Here is an 18,153-nt window from a genome sequence, read left to right as displayed (position 1 = left end):
GCAAGCTCGCTCCCACAGTGGACTTGAGCTGTACGCAATGTCTGTGTTCACCACAAAACCCTGTGGGAGCCGAGCTTGCTCGCGATGGCGGCGGTACATCCAGCATCCCAGTGACAGGCACACCGCTTTCGCGAGCAAGCTCGCTCCCACAGTGGACTTGTGGTGTCAGCAATGTCTGCATTCACCACAAAACCCTGTGGGAGCCGAGCTTGCTCGCGATGGCGGCGGTACATCCAGCATCCCAGTGACAGGCATACCGCTTTCGCGAGCAAGCTCGCTCCCACAGTGGACTTGTGGTGTCAGCGATATCTGCATTCACCACAAAAACCTGTGGGAGCCGAGCTTGCTCGCGATGGCGGCGGTACATCCAGCATCCCAGTGACAGGCATACCGCTTTCGCGAGCAAGCTCGCTCCCACAATGGACTTGTGGTGTCAGCGATATCTGCATTCACCACAAAACCCTGTGGGAGCCGAGCTTGCTCGCGATGGCGGTGGGACATCCAGCATCCCAGTGACAGGCATACCGCTTTCGCGAGCAAGCTCGCTCCCACAGTGGATTTGAGCGGTACGCATGTCTGTGTTGCTCGGTATCTGCCAGGCCACTAACCTTTCGCCTTGATCGCATACATGCCACCGGCAATCACCAGACACGCCCCCACCACCGTCCAGGTGTCTGGCAGTTCGCCGAATACCAACAGGCCAATCAGCGTGGCAAACACCAGCAGCGTGTAGTTGAACGGCTGGAGCGTGGCCGCGGTTGCATACTTCAGCGCCTGGAGAAATAACAGCTGGGCCACCACGCCTGTCGTGGACAGTACCGCAATCAGGCCCCATTGCGTCGGGCTCGGCGCCACCCATCCAGGAAGACCTACCGAAGTGATGGTGATCGCGCCGAAGAAGCCCATGTACAGCATGTTCGTGGCGAACGAATCATGCTGGCTGATCCGACGCGTCAGCACGCTGAAAACCGCGAATCCCAAGGCAGACGCCAGCGGAATCAGCGCTACAAGTTCGAAGACACCAGTGCCAGGCCGAAGGATGACCAGCGTCCCCGCGAAGCCCACGGCGGCGGCAACCCATCGACGCACGCCGATGAACTCACCCAGGAACACCCCAGCCAACGCCAGTGTCATCAAAGGGAACACCGCATACAGGGCATGCATCTCCGCCAGTCCCAAATAGCGCAGCCCCCATCCAAACAGCACGATTTCACCCACCCCGACCAATGCACGGATGACCTGCAGGCAAGGATGGCGGCTTCGGCACGCGGTCCGCAGGCTGCCCTGATAGACGCTATAACCGACAGCAAAAGCCAGGAACGCCCAATAGCGCACCATCACCAACTGCGCGACGGGAAGGTCTTTGACCAGCACCTTGGTGATCCCATCCTGGCTGGCAAACACCAGCATGGAGAGCAGGCACAGGAGAATGCCGAACTGGGGCCTGGGAACGTCATAAGCTCGTGCAGCGCTGTCCGACTGATTGCTCATGGATCATTCCATCTGGAGGGAAATTGTTGCTTCGTGACGCCAGGCATCATCCATGCCCCGGCACGCCATTCGCGTCATCGTAAGCCGGGCCCGGTTGTCAGGCGAGCTCAGACTCGAGCGCGATCAACGGCGCAAGGGCAACCTTGAGCACATCGATTTTATCGGCGGACAAACGCGCCAAGGGCCGACGCGGATTCCCCGCCCCATAACCAGTGATCTCGGCAGCGGCGTAGACCGACTGCACATAGTCACCCTGCCAGATCAACGACATCACCGGCTCGATCGACCGCCAAACCTCCCGGGCACGTGCCCAGTCCTGTTTCATGGCAGCCTCCACCACGGCAACGCAAGCGCGCGGGGCCATGTTCGCCCCGCCCCAGATCAAGCCCGCGGCACCGGCGAAGAGCGCGTAGGGTACCAGCGCGTCGGCGCCATTCATCGTCGGCAGCCCCGTGCGGATCAGCGAGGCTTGGGCGGCAAGGTCACCACTGCTGTCCTTGACCGAGACGAAGTGGGGTATCTCGCTCAGCCGGCGAAACAGCGACGGGGTCACTTCTACGCCCACCGCCTGGGGCACGTTGTAGCCTATGATCGGCAACCCGGCCTCCGACACCGTCGAGTAGAAATCGACGATGCCCTGGTCGTCGGTCGGGCCTTCGAAAAACGGTGGCAACACCATGACGCCGTCGGCGCCACATTCAACGGCATGACGGGTGCGCTGCACCACTTCGTCCGCCAACAAGGCAGAGGTTTGCACAATAACGCGAGCACGCCCCTTGAGGACCTTGGCGCCGAAGGCCACCAGTTGTCGGGACTCTTCCTGGCTCAGGTAGACATGCATGCCAGTCCCCGAGCTCAGGACAAAACCCTGGACGCCAGCAGCCAGATAGCGCTCGAGCAACGTCTCGAAGCGTGGATAGTCAATCTTGCCTTGGGCATCGAACGGCGTGGTCACGGCCAGGTTGAGGCCGGAAAAAGCGAATGCGGACATTGGGTCGTGCCCCCTTTCTTGTTTCCTGATCGGACGCACCCACAGCCCTTCCCGGGCTGTTTGCACGCAGTAGTGGCAACACATATCGTCTCAGGAAAATCAGCTCACCGATTCAAGTGGAATCTGGGCCTGGAGGCGCGTCAGCATGGTTTCGCAGTACCAATCATCGAACTGGCACACGCCATTTTCCGCAATGTCCGAAAAGGGTCCCGGCTCGTAAGTCGGCGAGGTCACACCGGCCTGCGTGCCTTCTACCAAACGACGGTCTTGATCGTTGGTGGCCAGCCAGACCTTCGTCAGCCGGTCAATCTCATAGTCCACACCTTCAACGGCAGTATTGGGCACCAGCCATTTGGTCGTCACCAGCGTTTCGCCGGGGCCGATCGGAAGCACCCGGAAGCTCAAGGCGTGATCGCCGAGAAAGTGGTTCCAGGTAGACGGATAGTTAAAGTAGAGCAAGGCGCCAATATCCGGCTCGCCGCTTTTATCCAAGCGTCCCGCCACGGCAGGTTTACCGTCCATGGTGTAACTCACGGCGCCTGCGGACAGTGGAATGCGCGTCATACGAAAACGGCCATTCGGATCCATGACCAGCTTGCTGGGCATACCCGCGGTTTCGCAGCGATTCCAGTGGGCGGTCAGTTCTGGATCATCTTCGCCCCCGACCCCGGCCACCGAAAGGTTCTCGACAAAAGAATTCATCAACTCGGGATGCGTACCGTCACAGTGGAAACACTCGCGGTTGTTTTCAAATACGAGCTTCCAGTTACCCTTTTCGATGAGGTTTGACTCGAAAGCCACCTTGCAGTTATCGAGGAAATGGGGGGCGATGAAAGGGCTTACAGAGTGCCTGAAACTTTCGAACTCAGGCGCCTCGTCAGCGACGCAGACATAAATATAGGTATGAACAATTTCACAATGAACAGCTTTCAGGTTGTATTGAGACCTGTCGAAATCGGCGCCCATATTACCGGCAAACAAAAGATTGCCATCCAGTTCAAACGTCCACTTATGATAAGGGCAGACGAGTTTCGCGACTTTACCCTGGGCGTGTTCGCAAACTTTAGAACCACGATGACGACAGGCATTATGAAAAGCCCGGACCTGGCCAATTTTATCCCTGATGATCAAGACAGGATAGTCGCCGATTTGCAGCGTCAAGTATTGCCCGGGCTTTTCAAGCTCGAAAGTATGCCCCGCAAAGATCCAATCCTTGTGCCAAATCTGCTCAAGATCCTGACGAAAAACCTCAGGTTCAATATACAGTTCACGGGGAAGCGCGTGGCGCGCCTTACGTTTTTCAATCAGGCCGATCACGGATGCCTTGGTATTCATTATTATCCTCTTCACATCAACCTGACGGTTAATGGCAAGTACGCCCAGAAAACGGTGTCATGGCCAACGGATCCTGCGCGCTGGAATGTCCAACGCCGCCGTTGAATTAATATTTTTCAACCATGTTTAACACGAAGGGTACGGTAGCCTGCCCAGCCGGCAAAACTACATTTTCGTCGTTCAACTGATAACTTAGCGTTATGACCCAGCGAATCCAGAAAATACCGTGCCGACCATCGCTACCGACCGAGAAGACTTGAAGGAAGCGGGGGAATTTATACGCTCCACCTGGAAAATTTCGAAAGGATCCAGTCGCGCACTCTCCGGCAGGCATCTTCGTATTCAGTCCGTTCATTGCAGGCCACGTAATGAAGGCTGTTTCGAAGCGTCACTTGATGCTCGACAGGGCGAACGAGCTGCCCTCGCTCGACCATTGCCCCGACCAGCTGGTTCCAGCCCAGTGCGACGCCTTGATGGGTCAGGACCATGTTCATGATCAGGTTGTAATCATTGGCATGAAAAATAGGCGGACAGTCGGAAGGACGCTCATCGATATCAACGTTCAGAAAGGCCAGCCATACCCCCCAATCCACATGTTCAGCCACGCCCGACCGTCCATAGGGACTCAGGTTGAGCAGCGAAGAATCGCGCACCCCTTCCAGCGAGGTCAGTTCGGGATGCGCGTCCAAAAACGCTGGAGAGCAAACAGGATAAATAATATCGTGGCACAACTGATAACTCTTGTACCCGTCTCCCACTTTGCGAATTTTTGAAATGATGATGTCCGGCTCTACGCCCGGCTCCATATTCACAAAGTTCTGAGTGGTAATCAGGTTAAACTCAATATCCGGGTTAGTCGCACGAAACTCCGGAAGATGCTCTGACAGCCACAATGCAGAAAAGGCCGGTGAGCAACAAACCGTCAGGATATGTTTCTGCGTCGGCGCGGTACGAATCCTTTCAGCCGCCTGTGCGATATTAACGAAGGACAGTTGCGCCGCCTCGAAAAAAATCTTTCCCTCGGCGGTTAGTTCTACCGTGCGCCCGGCACGCATGAACAGTTGAGCGCCCAACGAGTCCTCCAGTTCTCGAATCTGCCGACTGATCGCGGCTTGCGATACGCACAGCGCCTCCGCTGCCCGCGTGAAGCTTTCATATTTAGCGGCGGCGACAAATGCTCTGACAGCCCGAAGGGAAGGCATTCTAAGCAGCAATGTATCAGGGTCTACGTGTCTGCTGAGCATGGTAAGCCCTCATCCTCCTGTCATCCGCGGAAGCGGCGGAGCCTAACTCAATAGCCTAGCCCAGGCCATACCAACGCGTCGTGATTGGGCCAAGGCGGTCGTTTCGGCGGGTCTGGATAACGTTAGGTTATCCATAAAGCCCTGTAAATGTTGTTGGATTTAAAACCAGGATACTTATAGATTGAAAAAAAGCCCGAGCCCAAGGGCAAACAATAAAAAACAGGTACATGTCATGCGCAGATCCATCTTTTATTCCTGCCCGCCTAAATTACCAACGTTCGAATTCAATTTGATTTCGTGCGCTTGTAGCGTTACACGCAAAGGAGGGACGCAATGACGAGTTCAGACGAAATCATTTCTGTTAAGAACGTTTTTAAAATATTTGGCGCACAACCTGAAACGGCGATGAAAATGCTCGACGCCGGGGCAAGCAAAAAAGAAGTCTTTGAAAAAACAGGCCAAGTCATCGGTGTTTTCGACGCCAGCTTTGCCGTCAAGCGTGGCGAGATCTTTGTGATCATGGGGCTCTCAGGTTCTGGGAAGTCGACGATGGTGCGATTGTTCAACCGCCTTATCGAGCCCACGTCAGGCAGTATTTATCTTAACGGGCGCGAAATTACCGGGCTGGCTGATAAAGCCCTTCTGGATGTCCGTCGCAAAGAGATGGGCATGGTGTTCCAGTCCTTTGCCTTGATGCCGCACATGAGCGTTCTGGAAAACACCGCCTTTGGCCTGGAGATTTCCGGCATCAGTGAAAAGGAACGGCATAGCCGCGCCAGGGAAGCCCTCAGCCAGGTCGGTCTTGCCGGACAGGAGCACAGCTATCCGCATCAACTTTCCGGCGGCATGCAACAACGGGTAGGCCTGGCCCGTGCGCTGGCCAACGACCCGACCATCCTGCTGATGGACGAAGCCTTTTCCGCCCTGGACCCGCTTATCCGCAGCGAGATGCAGGGAGAACTCATTCGCCTGCAAGCCGAGCAGAAGCGGACCATCATCTTCATTTCCCACGACATCGAGGAAGCCGTCCGCATCGGTCACCGGATCGCGATCATGGAGGGCGGCCAGGTGGTACAGATCGGCACGCCTCAAGAGCTGATCAGTCAACCGGCCAATGACTATGTGCGCACGTTCTTCAAAGGCTTCGACAGCTCCCGGATCCTCAAGGCAGGCGACGTGGCCAGGCTCGATCCGGAATGGGTTCGCAAGCTGAACGGCCAAGCGCCACAGTTCAAGGCCGGCCTCCCGTTCGGTTACTTGATCGATGAAGGCGGGCAATTGCTCGGGGTCGTGGATATCGATACCAGCGGCGCAGGTGGCAGCACGCATTACACCCAGCACCAACAGCATCCCGTCTTTACCGATACCCCCCTGCACGAAGTACTGGAAATCGCAGCCAACCTGCCCTACCCGGTCCCTGTACTCGACCGTTCGGGCGCCCTCACCGGGACGCTATCAAAGAGCGAGTTACTGCAAACGCTGAGCCGCCATTAATCCAGGCGCGCCCCTCTACGCTGGCGCGTCCCTGACCTGAAGTACCTGCGGCCTTCATAACGCCGCTGCGGTGATGATGAAGAGGTAAACCCTGATGTCCGAGTTCAGTTTTCTCGACCCGTTTCAAGTCCTCACTATTCCATTGGGTGACTGGGTGGAAAGCACCCTGAATTTCCTGGTACACAACTTTCGCGATGTGTTCCGCGCCATCCGCTGGCCGATTGACCAGGTACTGAACGGCGTCGAGTACACGTTGCAGAGCATCCCACCCAGCATCGGGATCATTCTGTCTTCCTTGCTGGGATGGCAGCTGGCCGGTAAACGCATGGCTTTGCTGTGTTTTGTGACGCTCACCCTGCTGGGCCTTATCGGTGTCTGGTCCGAGTCGATGACCACCTTGGCGCTGGTACTGACTTCAGTCTTCTTTTGCGCCTTGCTAGGGATACCCCTGGGTATTCTCTGCGCCCGTAGCGACAACCTGGAAAGAATCTTGCGGCCCGTACTCGATGCCATGCAGACATTGCCGGCGTTCGTTTACCTGGTCCCTGTCGTCATGCTGTTCGGCATCGGCAACGTGCCGGGCATCCTTGTCACCATTGTCTTCGCCCTCCCCCCTCTGGTGCGCCTGACGAACCTGGGCATCCGCCAGGTCCCGGAGGACAAGATAGAAGCGGCCCGCGCGTTCGGCTGCACGCCGCGGCAGATGCTGACCCGCGTCCAGTTGCCCCTGGCGACGCCCACCATCATGGCTGGACTCAACCAGACCCTGATGCTCTCGCTGTCGATGGTGGTCATCGCGTCGATGATCTCGGTGGGCGGCCTTGGCCAAATGGTCCTGCGCGGCATCGGTCGCCTGGACATGGGCTTGGCCACGGTCGGCGGGACTGGCCTGGTGCTGCTCGCCATCTTCCTTGACCGACTGACCCAGGCCATGGGCGCTCGCACCGGGGCCGACCCGAGCCTGCGCTGGTATCACACCGGTCCTGTCGGCTTTGTTCTGCGCTTGTTCGGGGCGAAACAACCGGTGGGAAGGAGCAAGACAGCTTAAACCCCCGTATTCGATCTGCCGCACACGAAGATAAAACCAAAAAGGTACGCGAAGATGTCTGAATTCAAGCTTTCCCGCAGCATTCTCAATTGCGCTACAGCCCTCGCCATAGCGGCGATGTCGCTTTACGCAAACGCCTCGGCCAACCAACCGGGCGACGGTGTAAAAATCACCCCCATCTTCCCTTCTATCGCAGAGGAACGATTCCGCGGTGAAGTGGCCATGGAAGGTCTTCGAGAGCTGGGTTACAAGGTGCAGGAACCCAAGGAGACCGAGTACGGGGTCATGATGATGGCCCTGGGCAGTGGTGATGCGGACTTTACGGTGCACTTGTGGGACAAATTGCACGATAAGTTCTATCAGCAGGCCGGGGGCGATAAGACCATGGTCAAGGCGGGCGACATCATGCCCGGCGTACTCCAAGGTTATTTGATCGACAAAAAGACCGCCGACGCCCATGGCATCAAATACATCACCGACCTGAAAAAACCGGAAATCGCCAAACTGTTCGACACCAACGGCGACGGAAAGGCGGACATGACGGGATGCAATCCTGGCTGGGGCTGCGAGTTGGTCATCGCGCACCACATGAAGGCCTACGGCCTCGAAAAGACGGTCACCGTCAACCAGGGTTCTTATTTCGCACTGATGGCGGACACCATCACTCGTTATAAGGAAGGGCAGCCGATTCTGTACTTCACCTGGGTCCCACAGTGGATCGCCACTGTCTTGGTCGAAGACAAGGACGTGGTGTGGCTGGAAGTACCGAAAACCGACTTGCCTGATGGCAACAATACTGTCGACACCATGTACAAGGGCAAGAACCTTGGCTTTGCGGTAGACAAAGTCCAGGCCGTGCTGAACAAAGACTTCGCCGAGAAAAACCCGGCGGCCTTGAAGTTCCTTTCGGTGATGCAAATTACCACGGCTGACGAAAGCGCCCAGAACTTGAAAATGCAAGAAGGTGAGAAAAAGCCAGCGGATATCCGCCGTCACGCCAAGGAGTGGGTGGCAGCCCATCGCCAGCAATTTGATGCATGGTTGCAAACCGCTCGCGCTGCGGCGACACAAACGAAAAATTAATACAGATAAGAGGCGGGACAAGTCGATGACTGCCCCGCCCCTTTAATGACGTTCCGTTCCACGTAGAATTTAATCAGTAAAAGCCAACCGAAAGGCCCGTTTCGATTACTTATAACGGAGGATTATCTGTTTCCTCTATTAAATGTTGTTGGATATCAAGCAATCACCAGAATAAATTTGGCGCTGGCCCTACAGCCAATTAAAACTGCAAAAAACTTAACCGTTACGGCCGTTAAATACTCAGTTCACTTGAAGTTACCAAACAGCTTTTTTTGCATGACTGGCATCGGATCGGTTGAATGAACAGGATCTTGAAATGTTAAAAGTATCTTCATTGCCTGCCGATGATCAATCTTGCGGGTGGTACCACTTGAGCAAGGGGCGCCAGATCAAGCCCGCCCATCAAGGCCATGGCAGTGCCCGTTGGGTGATTGTCGGTGCCGGCTTCACCGGCCTTGCCGCCGCCCGGCAGCTCGCGACTCACTTCCCCGACGATCAGATCGTGTTGATTGACGCCCAGGAAGTGGGCTTTGGCACTTCCGGTCGTAATGCAGGGTTCGCTATCGACCTGCCCCATGACATCGCTGCCGAGGACTACATCGGCGATATCGCCACGGCGAAAACCACACTGAAACTTAACCTGAGTGGCCTGAATTATTTAAAAGAGTTGGTTGAACGCCACGGCATCGATTGCCAAATGAAGCATTGCGGCAAATACCAGGCAGCCGTTGAGCCACGGGGCATCGCCGTCCTGGAGGCCTACCGTCGCGGACTCGATAAACTCGATCAGCCCTACCAGATGATCGAGGCCAGCGAACTGCCCGAACATATCGGCACGCATTTCTACCGCAAGGCGTTATTTACGCCAGGGACGTCTTTGCTTCAGCCTTCGGCGCTGGTCAAAGGCTTGGCCGACAGCCTTCCCAGCAACGTGACGCTATACGAAAACACCGCGATCACCCATGTGGAATACGGCACCAAGACAGTACTCACGCACGCCGCGGGTTCAATTACCGCGGACAAACTGATCCTGACCAATAATGCCTTTGGCATGAGTTTCGGCTTCCTGAAGGGCCGCATGCTGCCGGTGTTCACCTACGCCAGCCTGACCCGCCCCATGACCGAGCAAGAACAGGCTCGCCTCGGTGGCCGGCCTTATTGGGGCGTCATTCCTGCGGATCCATTCGGTACTACGGTACGTCGCACACCGGATAACCGTCTTCTGATCCGTAATAGTTTCAGCTTCAACCCGGACGGCCGCAGCGATGCAAAATACTTGAAACGTTTTGTCGCCAGGCACCAGGCCTCTTTCGAACAACGCTTTCCCATGCTGCCTGAAATGAACTTCGACTATACCTGGGGCGGCGCACTGGCTCTTTCACGTAACCATATGGGTTATTTCGGCGAACTTTCACCCAACGTCTATGGAGCTCTGTGCTGCAACGGATTAGGTGTTACCCGCGGGACGGCGACCGGCAAACTCTTGGCGGATTGGCTGGCTGGAGAACAATCCGAGCTCATTGATTTTGTCTTGAAATCACCCGGCCCCTGCCCTAACCCACCCGCGCCGCTGGTTTCAGCGGGCGTCAATATAAGTTTGCGCTGGGGGCAATACCGCGCTGGTAAAGAAAGTTAATCATATCGAAGAAACTTGAAGACGTTGGAGCTGCTCGCTCGATCTTCTGCGAGCGGTTCTCTTGGTTAAAAAGGCTGCGCTGACTGGCTAGCGCCGCTTGATAGGCATTGACACTAACTGGAGCGAGATCAATGAAGTTTGAAGGCATTTACACACCGGCCGTTACGCCGCTGACCTCTGACGGCAGTATCGATAAGACCGCCTTCGCCGAAGTCCTGGAGTATCTGGTCGACTCCAAGGTCCACGGCATCATTATAGGCGGCTCGACTGGCGAATATTACGCACACACCGCCCAGGAGCGTTTCGACCTGGCCGCCCAGGCCAAGGACGTATTGCGCGGGCGTCTGCCACTGATCGTCGGTACCGGCGCCATCCGCACCGAAGACTCGGTCGCCTACGCCGAAGCGGCGAAGGCCATCAAGGCCGATGCGTTGTTGGTGGGCTCGCCACCCTATGCACTGCCGACGCAAAAAGAGATCGCCCTGCATGTCAAGGCGGTGGACCGCGCCGCCGGTCTGCCCATCATGCTTTACAACTATCCAGGCCGCATGGGCGTGAGCATGGGCGAGGAGTTCTTCGACGAAGTCAGCGATGTGAAAAACATCGTCGCCATCAAGGAAAGCTCCGGTGACATGGCGCAGATGCACCGTCTGGCCTGCAAGTACCCGCACATCGCCCTGTCATGCGGGTGGGACGATCAAGCCCTGGAGTTTTTCGCCTGGGGCGCCCGCAGTTGGGTGTGTGCCGGTTCCAACTTCATTCCCCGCGAGCACGTCGCGTTGTACGAGGCCTGCGTGGTGGAAAAGGACTTCGACAAAGGCCGACGCATCATGGCGGCGATGATGCCGCTGATGGACTTCCTGGAGGGCGGAAAATTTGTCCAGTCCATCAAGTACGGCTGTGAACTGAACGGCTTGCGCACCGGTGGCCTGCGCGCCCCTCTGCATGGCCTGGACCTTGAGGAAAAGCAGGCCCTGCAAGGCGTCGTCACCGAGCTCAAGCGCAACATCGCGCAGATCACTGGAGGTGTCTGAAATGGCTGATTTACTGAGCAAAGAACAGTACGCGGCCATCGCCGCCCAGTTGAAATTTCCTACCCAAGCGTTCATCAACGGCGAGTTCCGTGATGCCCTCTCTGGAAAAACCTTCATCACGACGAACCCGGCCACGGGTGAGCAGCTTGCAGAGATCGCGGCGTGCGATACCCGTGACGTCGACGTTGCCGTGGCGGCCGCCAAGCAAGCCTTCGAGGATGGTCGTTGGCATAAGCTGTCACCCGGCGCACGTAAGCAGGTGCTCCTGCGTTTCGCCCAATTGCTGGAAGACAACGCCCACGAACTCGCCGTGCTGGAAAGCCTGGACAGTGGCAAGCCTGTCAGCGAATGCCAGAACGTCGATGTGCCCGACACGATCCATACCTTGCGCTGGCATGCGGAGTTGATCGACAAGGTGTACGACAGTACCGCGCCGACCGGCCACGGTGCGGTCACCCTGGTGGTGCGCGAAGCGATCGGCGTCGTCGGCCTGGTCCTGCCGTGGAACTTCCCACTGTTGATGCTGGCCTGGAAGATCGGCCCGTCCTTGGCCGCAGGCTGTTCCATCGTGGTCAAGCCGGCCAAGGAAACCACCCTGACCGCGCTGCGTGTGGCCGAGCTGGCCCATCAGGCCGGTATTCCGCCAGGCGTGTTCAACATCACCCCGGGTGGCGGCCGGGAGGCTGGCGAGCCAATCGGTCGACACATGGATGTAGCGATGGTCAGCTTCACCGGTTCGACCGACACGGGCCGGTTGTTCCTCAAGTACGCGTCCGAGTCGAACCTCAAGCGCGTGGTGCTGGAACTGGGGGGTAAAAACCCCGCCGTGGTGATGAATGACTGCGAAGACCTCGATCAGGTTGCCCAGTATGTGACGGCCGGCGCTTTCTGGAACATGGGCGAGAACTGCTCGGCTTCCTCGCGGCTGATTGTCCATAAAGACGTCAAGGATGAGCTGCTGCAACTGATCGGCAAGCATCTGCGCGATTGGAAAATGGGTGACCCGCTGGATCCTGAAAATCGCCTCGGCGCCATGATCAGCAAAACCCATTTCGACAAAGTCCGTTCTTATCTGGAATACGCAGCCGAGCACAAACTCAATGTGATGCAAGGGGGCGAGACCGAGTCCGGCGTGTTCGTGCAGCCGACCATCATCGATGGCGTCGAACGTGACAGTCGCCTGTTTATCGAGGAGATCTTCGGACCGGTCCTGAGCGTGACCAGCTTCAGCACGATCGACGAAGCCATCGAGCTGGCCAACGACACGGTCTACGGCCTCGCGGCCTCCGCCTATACCGGCAGCCTGCGCAATGCCTTGCGCCTGTCGCGGGAAATTCGTGCGGGCGTGGTCACGGTCAACTGCTTCGGCGAAGGCGACGCCTCCACGCCGTTCGGCGGCTACAAGGAGTCTGGCTTTGGGGGTCGCGACAAATCGGTCTGGGCACACGACCAGTACACCGAGCTGAAGACCATCTGGATTGATGCTTCATAACCTGTTCGAGATCGCGATTTTGTGGCGGCTGTACTGGCCTCATCGCGAGCAAGCTCGCTCCCACATTCCTCCGGCGTACACATGACCCTGTGGGAGCGAGCTCGCTCGCGATGAGGCCGGCACAGCTGGCAATACCTCAAGCAGACTGAACACTGGACGCCATCATGAAGACTTCACCTTTTTCGATTCCAGCCAATGCTCGGCGCATCGACCCCGCCAGGCAGCGTGCAACCGCCTTAAAAAAAGATGGCTCCGTCAATGACAACGACCGCGTCGAAATAGGCCCCACTCCCCTGGCGTTCGCGGAGTGGGAGCGTTTGGGCCTGGAACCGCCCCATTTGCCCACCCTGCGCAAGTACCGGCTGCAACGAATTGTCGATCAACTGGTCGCCCGTGACCTGGGCGGCATTCTGTTATTCGATCCGCTGAATATTCGCTACGCGACCGACACCACCAACATGCAGCTGTGGACGACCCATAACCCCGCACGGGCCTGCTTCGTCGCCGCCAGTGGGCACGTCGTGTTGTGGGACTTCCATGGCTGCGATCACCTTTCCGCCCATTTGCCGCTGGTTACAGAATTGCGCAGCGGCGCGTCTTTTTTCTTTTTCGAGACCGGCGAGCACACGGATCGACACGCCAGGCATTTCGCCGCGCAAATCGACGAGTTGCTGCGCCAGCACGCCGGGGCCAACCGACGCCTGGCGGTAGACCGAATCGAAGTCGCCGGCGTACGCGCATTGGATGCCCTGGCCATCGAGATTTGCAGCGGCCAGGAAGTCACCGAATTCGCGCGCATGATCAAAGGCCCGGATGAAATCAAGGCGATGCGCTGCGCGGTGGCCGCGTGCGAAGCCTCAGTGGCCGAAATGCACCAGGCAATGCGCGCCGGTGCGACCGAAAACGACGTCTGGGCCGCCCTGCATTCGGGCAATATCCGCCGTGGTGGCGAATGGATCGAGACGCGCATCCTCAGTTCCGGTCCTCGCACCAACCCCTGGTTCCAGGAGTCTGGCCCACGGGTGTTGAGCGACCGCGACCTGTTGTCGTTCGACACCGATCTGATCGGCACCTACGGCATGTGCGTGGACATGTCCCGCAGTTGGATTTGTGGAGGACTGGAACCTACGGCCGAACAGAAACGCCTGTATCGAATTGCCCATGACCATATCGTCCATAACACCGAGTTGATCAAGCCGGGCGTGCGCTTCACGGAACTGACCGCCAAGGCCCATCGGCTGCCCGAGTCCTGCCGCGCTCAACGCTATGGTGTGCTTTATCACGGCGTCGGCCTGTGCGACGAATACCCGAGCATTCGCTATCCAGAGGACCTGGAGTCCTACGGATACGAGGGCGAGCTGCAAGCGGGGATGGCCCTGTGTGTCGAGGCGTATGTGGGTGAAGTGGGTGGCCGCGATGGCATCAAGTTGGAGAACCAATTACTGGTCACTGAAACCGGCTATGAGTTGTTGACGCATTACCCCTTCGACGACAGCTTTCTACACATATGAAGCTTGATTGATGAGCCATTTAACTGAAGGCCATAAACCATCAAGCATCGGTTTTCTCTTGCTTGAGAACTTTTCCCTGACGTGCTTCACGCAATGCCTGGACGTGCTCGTGACGGCCAATCTGATCCGGCCAGGCTCGGTAAAAATTCATACATTCAGTCGAAACGACTCCGAAGTCATCAGCGACCTGGCCATCCCCATCAGGCCGGATACCCCCCTGACGGACATCAGGATCGCCGCCCTGGATCTGATGATTGTCTGCGGGGGGTTGCGCACGCCTAGAGTCGTGCCTGATGGATTGGTGAAACTATTGAACAAACTCGCCAGCATGCCCATCGCGCTCGGAGGGCTATGGAATGGCGCCTGGTATCTGGGCAAGGCCGGGCTGCTGGATGGCTACCGCTGTGCCATTCACGCAGAACAACGGATCGCGTTATCCGAATTTTCGCCCAACACGAACGTCACGTTGGACGCCGTGGTATTCGATCGAGACCGGCTCACGGCGGCGAGCCCCGCGGGCGCTTTTCAAATGATGATGAAGTGGCTTTACAAAGCGCTTGATCAGAACGTCGCGAACGCAGTTTTTGACCTGTTGGATCATGACCAATCCAGGTTTCGGACTTCAGTACAGGTTCAAGACGGCAAGGTCAGCGCCCCGCTACGAGAAATCATCACCTTGATGGAGAGTAACCTGGAAGAACCGCTGGGCCCGGATCAACTCGCCGAGTGTGTTCAATTATCAAGACGTCAGGTGCAACGTCTTTTCCAGGAACAATTGGGCGTCCCTCCCCAGCGCTATTACCTGGAACTGCGACTTAAAGGCGCCCAACACCTGATACAGAATTCACGCTTGGCAATCATCGATGTTTCGATTGCCTGCGGCTTTGTCTCAACCCCACACTTCAGTAAATGCTACAGCTCCTTTTTTGGATACCCGCCGTCGAGGGAACGTCGCCACGAATTATGAGGGCTGCGAAGCTGGGCCTAGGGTAAGGACGAGGCACACGTCTCCCATTCAGTGCCTAATCGGTTTGGGGATCGCAATCCGGTTACTGGACTTTACCTCGCGCAAAGCCAGACTCGACTGAATCGAGGCAATACCGACCTGACGCCTGAGCACCTGCTCGATAAAGTCGCTGTAGCTATCAAGATCCTCCGCCAGCACTTGCAGCACGTAATCGGCGTCCCCGGTGATCTTGTGGCAGGACAGCACCTGCGGCAGTTGCGCAATCACCGCCTCGAAGGCATCCGGTGCGTGATCGGCGTGGGTGGAAAAGCGGATGTGCACGAAAGCCATGATGTCCAGCCCGAGCATTCTTCGGTCAAGGTTTGCCTGATAGCCCTTTATCACCCCCGCCTCTTCCATTCGTTTGCGCCGTCGCCAGCAAGGCGTAAGGCTCAATGAGAGTCGCTCGCTGAGTTCAGCGTTGGAAATACTCGCGTCCTCTTGCAATAACTCAAGAATCGCCAGATCGGTCTCGTCGAGGCTGATGCGTTTGGATAGATTTTTCTTCAATTTGGTATTCCTGAGTCAAAGCGCCCGATTAATCTAGCAAAGCACGAAAACAAAGCAAAGAAATCGCCTCAATACCAGAACAGAATATTTGCACTGGCTTAAATTGACGGATGCGCAGAATGTTTACAGTTTTCAGTGATTCCCACCGTTTGCACCACGGCACCGAATTGAAAGACGGCGTGCTCAAGCCGTCGTTCGAACAACCCAGTCGGGCCGACACCGTTCACCACCGCGTCAAGCAGGTAGGTCTTGGCCAGATCGTCGAACCGCGTATGTTTGACCGATCGTGTTACGTCAACGCGCACAGTGAGCGCTACGTCAGTTTTCTGGAAAGCGCCTGGACACAATGGTGTGCGACAGGACGTACGCATGACGCCTTGCCACTGGTATGGCCGGTGCGTGATCTGGCCAATGAACACGTACCCACTTTCATCGACGGCAAGCTCGGCTTTTATGCAATGGATGCCGGCTCACCGATTACCGCCACCACGTGGCAAGCGGCAAAAACCAGCGCCGATATCGCCCTGACAGGCCTGGCACTGATCGATGAAGGTCACGACAGTGCCTTTGCCCTTTGTCGTCCGCCGGGCCACCACGCGGCACGTGAATACATGGGGGGTTATTGCTATCTCAACAACGCGGCCATTGCTGCACAACAGGCCATCACCCAAGGCGCCAGACGTGTCGCGGTACTGGACGTCGATTTCCATCATGGCAATGGCACCCAGAATATTTTCTACGAGCGAAGTGACGTCATGTTCGTGTCGCTGCACGGCGAACCGACCGTGTCCTATCCGTACTACTCGGGCTTCAGCCACGAGGTCGGCGCCAGCCATGGCGAAGGCTACAACCTCAACTACCCCTTGCCGAAGAACACTACCTGGGAAAGCTACCGCAACGCCCTGCTCCATGCCTGTAAAAAGCTCCAGCAATTCGCGCCCGAAGTGTTGGTGATATCACTGGGCGTCGACACGTTCAAAGACGACCCCATCAGCCACTTTCTGTTGGAAAGCGATGATTTCATCGGGATTGGCGAGCTGATTGCGAGCGTTGGCTGCCCCACCCTCTTCGTGATGGAAGGGGGCTATATGGTCGATGAAATCGGCATCAATGCGGTGAACGTACTGCATGGTTTCGAGAGCAAACGCGCTTGAGAATCCCCCCGCCCTACAGCGTTTCATGACTGGATTGGAGAATAAGAACATGACTCTTTTTATTGATGTCGATGATGCCGCACGCCTGTTTGCCAAGGTCGGTATCCGCCGGGCGATCAGTGAAATGGCGGCGTACATCGAAGCGGACTACCTACGCTGGACGCAATTTGATAAATCGCCGCGCACGGCCAATCATTCTGCGGACGGTGTGATCGAGTTGATGCCTACCGACGACGGCCAGCAGTATTCATTCAAGTACGTGAATGGCCATCCGGACAATGGCCAGAGAAACTTGCTGACGGTCATGGCCTTCGGCCTGCTGGCCGATGTTCAAAGTGGCTATCCAATCCTGCTCAGTGAACTGACACTGACAACCGCTGTACGCACCGCAGCCACCTCGGCATTGGTTGCGCGATCGCTTGCCCGTGCAGGTACAAGCTCTATGGCGATCATCGGCAATGGCGCCCAGAGTGAGTTTCAAGCGCTGGCTTTCCATGAAATGTTGGGCATCGATGAAATCCGAATCTTCGATATCGATCGCGACGCGTCACACAAGTTGAAGCACAACCTGGCGGCCTTTCCCACGATCAAAGTGACGCTGGCCAACTCCGTACAGGAGGCGGTCAGGGGTGCACACATTGTCACCACCGTCACTGCCGACAAAACCTACGCAACCATTCTGACGCCCGAGATGATTGAGCCCGGCATGCATATCAACGCCGTCGGCGGTGACTGCCCGGGCAAAACCGAACTGCACGCCGACATCCTGCGTAATGCCCGAGTCATCGTCGAGTTCGAACCGCAAACACGGATTGAAGGTGACATCCAGCAACTGGAAGCCGATTCACCCGTCGTTGAGTTTTTCCGGATTGTGCAAGGTGAAGTTCAGGGACGCGAGAGCGACGAACAGGTCACGGTATTCGACTCGGTGGGCTTTGCCCTGGAGGACTTTTCGTCACTTCGCTATCTGCACGCATGGCGCAGGAGCATCAAGCCGGCAAGCCTATTCACCTGGTGCCAAAGCCCGAGAACATAAAAAACCTTTACCAGTTGATTGATCAACCGCCGGCCAAAGCCGAGCGATTGCGCGCAGCCAATTGACCCAATGGTGACGCCCCGAGACC

General features: G+C 57.0%; 14 protein-coding genes and 1 pseudogene. 10 read left to right on the top strand and 5 right to left on the bottom strand.

Annotated features, from left to right (window positions below):
• Nucleotides 1-603: 603 nt before the first annotated feature.
• From ACLH0I_RS11015 to ACLH0I_RS11000, 4 genes are all read right to left on the bottom strand, one after another.
• On the bottom strand, nt 604-1,491 hold the full coding sequence (locus ACLH0I_RS11015; RefSeq protein WP_411387042.1) for a DMT family transporter: 888 nt from the start codon (nt 1,489-1,491) through the stop codon (nt 604-606).
• Between the two features lie 97 nt (nt 1,492-1,588).
• Entirely contained in the window at nt 1,589-2,482 is an 894-nt protein-coding gene (locus ACLH0I_RS11010) for a dihydrodipicolinate synthase family protein (RefSeq protein ID WP_411387041.1), read from the bottom strand.
• 99 nt (nt 2,483-2,581) lie between these two features.
• Nucleotides 2,582-3,817: an aromatic ring-hydroxylating oxygenase subunit alpha gene (locus tag ACLH0I_RS11005; RefSeq protein ID WP_411387040.1), complete on the bottom strand. Its 1,236-nt coding sequence runs from the start codon at nt 3,815-3,817 to the stop codon at nt 2,582-2,584.
• 275 nt (nt 3,818-4,092) lie between these two features.
• On the bottom strand, nt 4,093-5,061 hold the full coding sequence (locus tag ACLH0I_RS11000; protein WP_250963962.1) for a LysR family transcriptional regulator: 969 nt from the start codon (nt 5,059-5,061) through the stop codon (nt 4,093-4,095).
• Between the two features lie 333 nt (nt 5,062-5,394).
• On the opposite strand from ACLH0I_RS11000, the gene proV reads away from it, so the two are divergent.
• The 8 genes from proV (at nt 5,395) to ACLH0I_RS10960 (ending at nt 15,326) form a co-directional block, all read left to right on the top strand.
• On the top strand, nt 5,395-6,555 hold the full coding sequence (proV, locus tag ACLH0I_RS10995; protein WP_411387039.1) for a glycine betaine/L-proline ABC transporter ATP-binding protein ProV: 1,161 nt from the start codon (nt 5,395-5,397) through the stop codon (nt 6,553-6,555).
• A 94-nt stretch (nt 6,556-6,649) separates the two neighbouring features.
• Nucleotides 6,650-7,603 carry a glycine betaine/L-proline ABC transporter permease ProW gene (gene proW / locus ACLH0I_RS10990; protein ID WP_250963964.1) on the top strand — a complete coding sequence of 318 codons (954 nt, stop codon included), beginning with the start codon at nt 6,650-6,652 and terminating at the stop codon, nt 7,601-7,603.
• A 54-nt stretch (nt 7,604-7,657) separates the two neighbouring features.
• Complete coding sequence (proX, locus tag ACLH0I_RS10985) at nt 7,658-8,686, top strand: glycine betaine/L-proline ABC transporter substrate-binding protein ProX (RefSeq protein WP_411387038.1); 1,029 nt, start codon at nt 7,658-7,660, stop codon at nt 8,684-8,686.
• Between the two features lie 316 nt (nt 8,687-9,002).
• The gene (locus ACLH0I_RS10980) at nt 9,003-10,322 is read left to right on the top strand and encodes an NAD(P)/FAD-dependent oxidoreductase (protein WP_411387037.1); all 1,320 of its coding nucleotides are present in this window, start codon (nt 9,003-9,005) and stop codon (nt 10,320-10,322) included.
• Nucleotides 10,323-10,453: 131 nt separating this feature from the next.
• Entirely contained in the window at nt 10,454-11,356 is a 903-nt protein-coding gene (locus tag ACLH0I_RS10975; RefSeq protein ID WP_250963967.1) for a dihydrodipicolinate synthase family protein, read from the top strand.
• A gap of 1 nt (nt 11,357) precedes the next feature.
• A complete protein-coding gene (locus tag ACLH0I_RS10970) occupies nt 11,358-12,848 on the top strand; it encodes an aldehyde dehydrogenase (protein WP_411387036.1) in 1,491 nt (496 codons plus the stop codon).
• A gap of 164 nt (nt 12,849-13,012) precedes the next feature.
• Nucleotides 13,013-14,359, top strand: a complete 1,347-nt coding sequence (dddP, locus tag ACLH0I_RS10965; protein WP_411387035.1) for a dimethylsulfonioproprionate lyase DddP — start codon at nt 13,013-13,015, stop codon at nt 14,357-14,359.
• Nucleotides 14,360-14,369: 10 nt separating this feature from the next.
• Nucleotides 14,370-15,326: a GlxA family transcriptional regulator gene (locus ACLH0I_RS10960; protein ID WP_411387034.1), complete on the top strand. Its 957-nt coding sequence runs from the start codon at nt 14,370-14,372 to the stop codon at nt 15,324-15,326.
• 48 nt (nt 15,327-15,374) lie between these two features.
• Here the strand turns inward: ACLH0I_RS10960 and ACLH0I_RS10955 are convergent, their stop codons facing one another.
• Nucleotides 15,375-15,875, bottom strand: coding sequence for an Lrp/AsnC family transcriptional regulator (locus ACLH0I_RS10955; RefSeq protein ID WP_250963971.1), 501 nt, complete (start codon nt 15,873-15,875; stop codon nt 15,375-15,377).
• 119 nt (nt 15,876-15,994) lie between these two features.
• On the opposite strand from ACLH0I_RS10955, the gene ACLH0I_RS10950 reads away from it, so the two are divergent.
• Together ACLH0I_RS10950 and ACLH0I_RS10945 are read left to right on the top strand one after the other, a co-directional pair.
• Nucleotides 15,995-17,029 carry a histone deacetylase family protein gene (locus ACLH0I_RS10950; protein WP_411387033.1) on the top strand — a complete coding sequence of 345 codons (1,035 nt, stop codon included), beginning with the start codon at nt 15,995-15,997 and terminating at the stop codon, nt 17,027-17,029.
• Between the two features lie 49 nt (nt 17,030-17,078).
• A pseudogene (locus tag ACLH0I_RS10945) lies at nt 17,079-18,130 on the top strand (ornithine cyclodeaminase).
• The last annotated feature ends 23 nt before the right edge of the window (nt 18,131-18,153 follow it).

The sequence above is a fragment of the Pseudomonas sp. MPB03 genome (assembly GCF_046605385.1).
In the GTDB taxonomy this organism is placed as follows: domain Bacteria; phylum Pseudomonadota; class Gammaproteobacteria; order Pseudomonadales; family Pseudomonadaceae; genus Aquipseudomonas; species Aquipseudomonas zanjanensis.
Note: the sequence above shows the minus strand (reverse complement) of the source record. Positions and strands in the feature narration are given on the sequence as shown.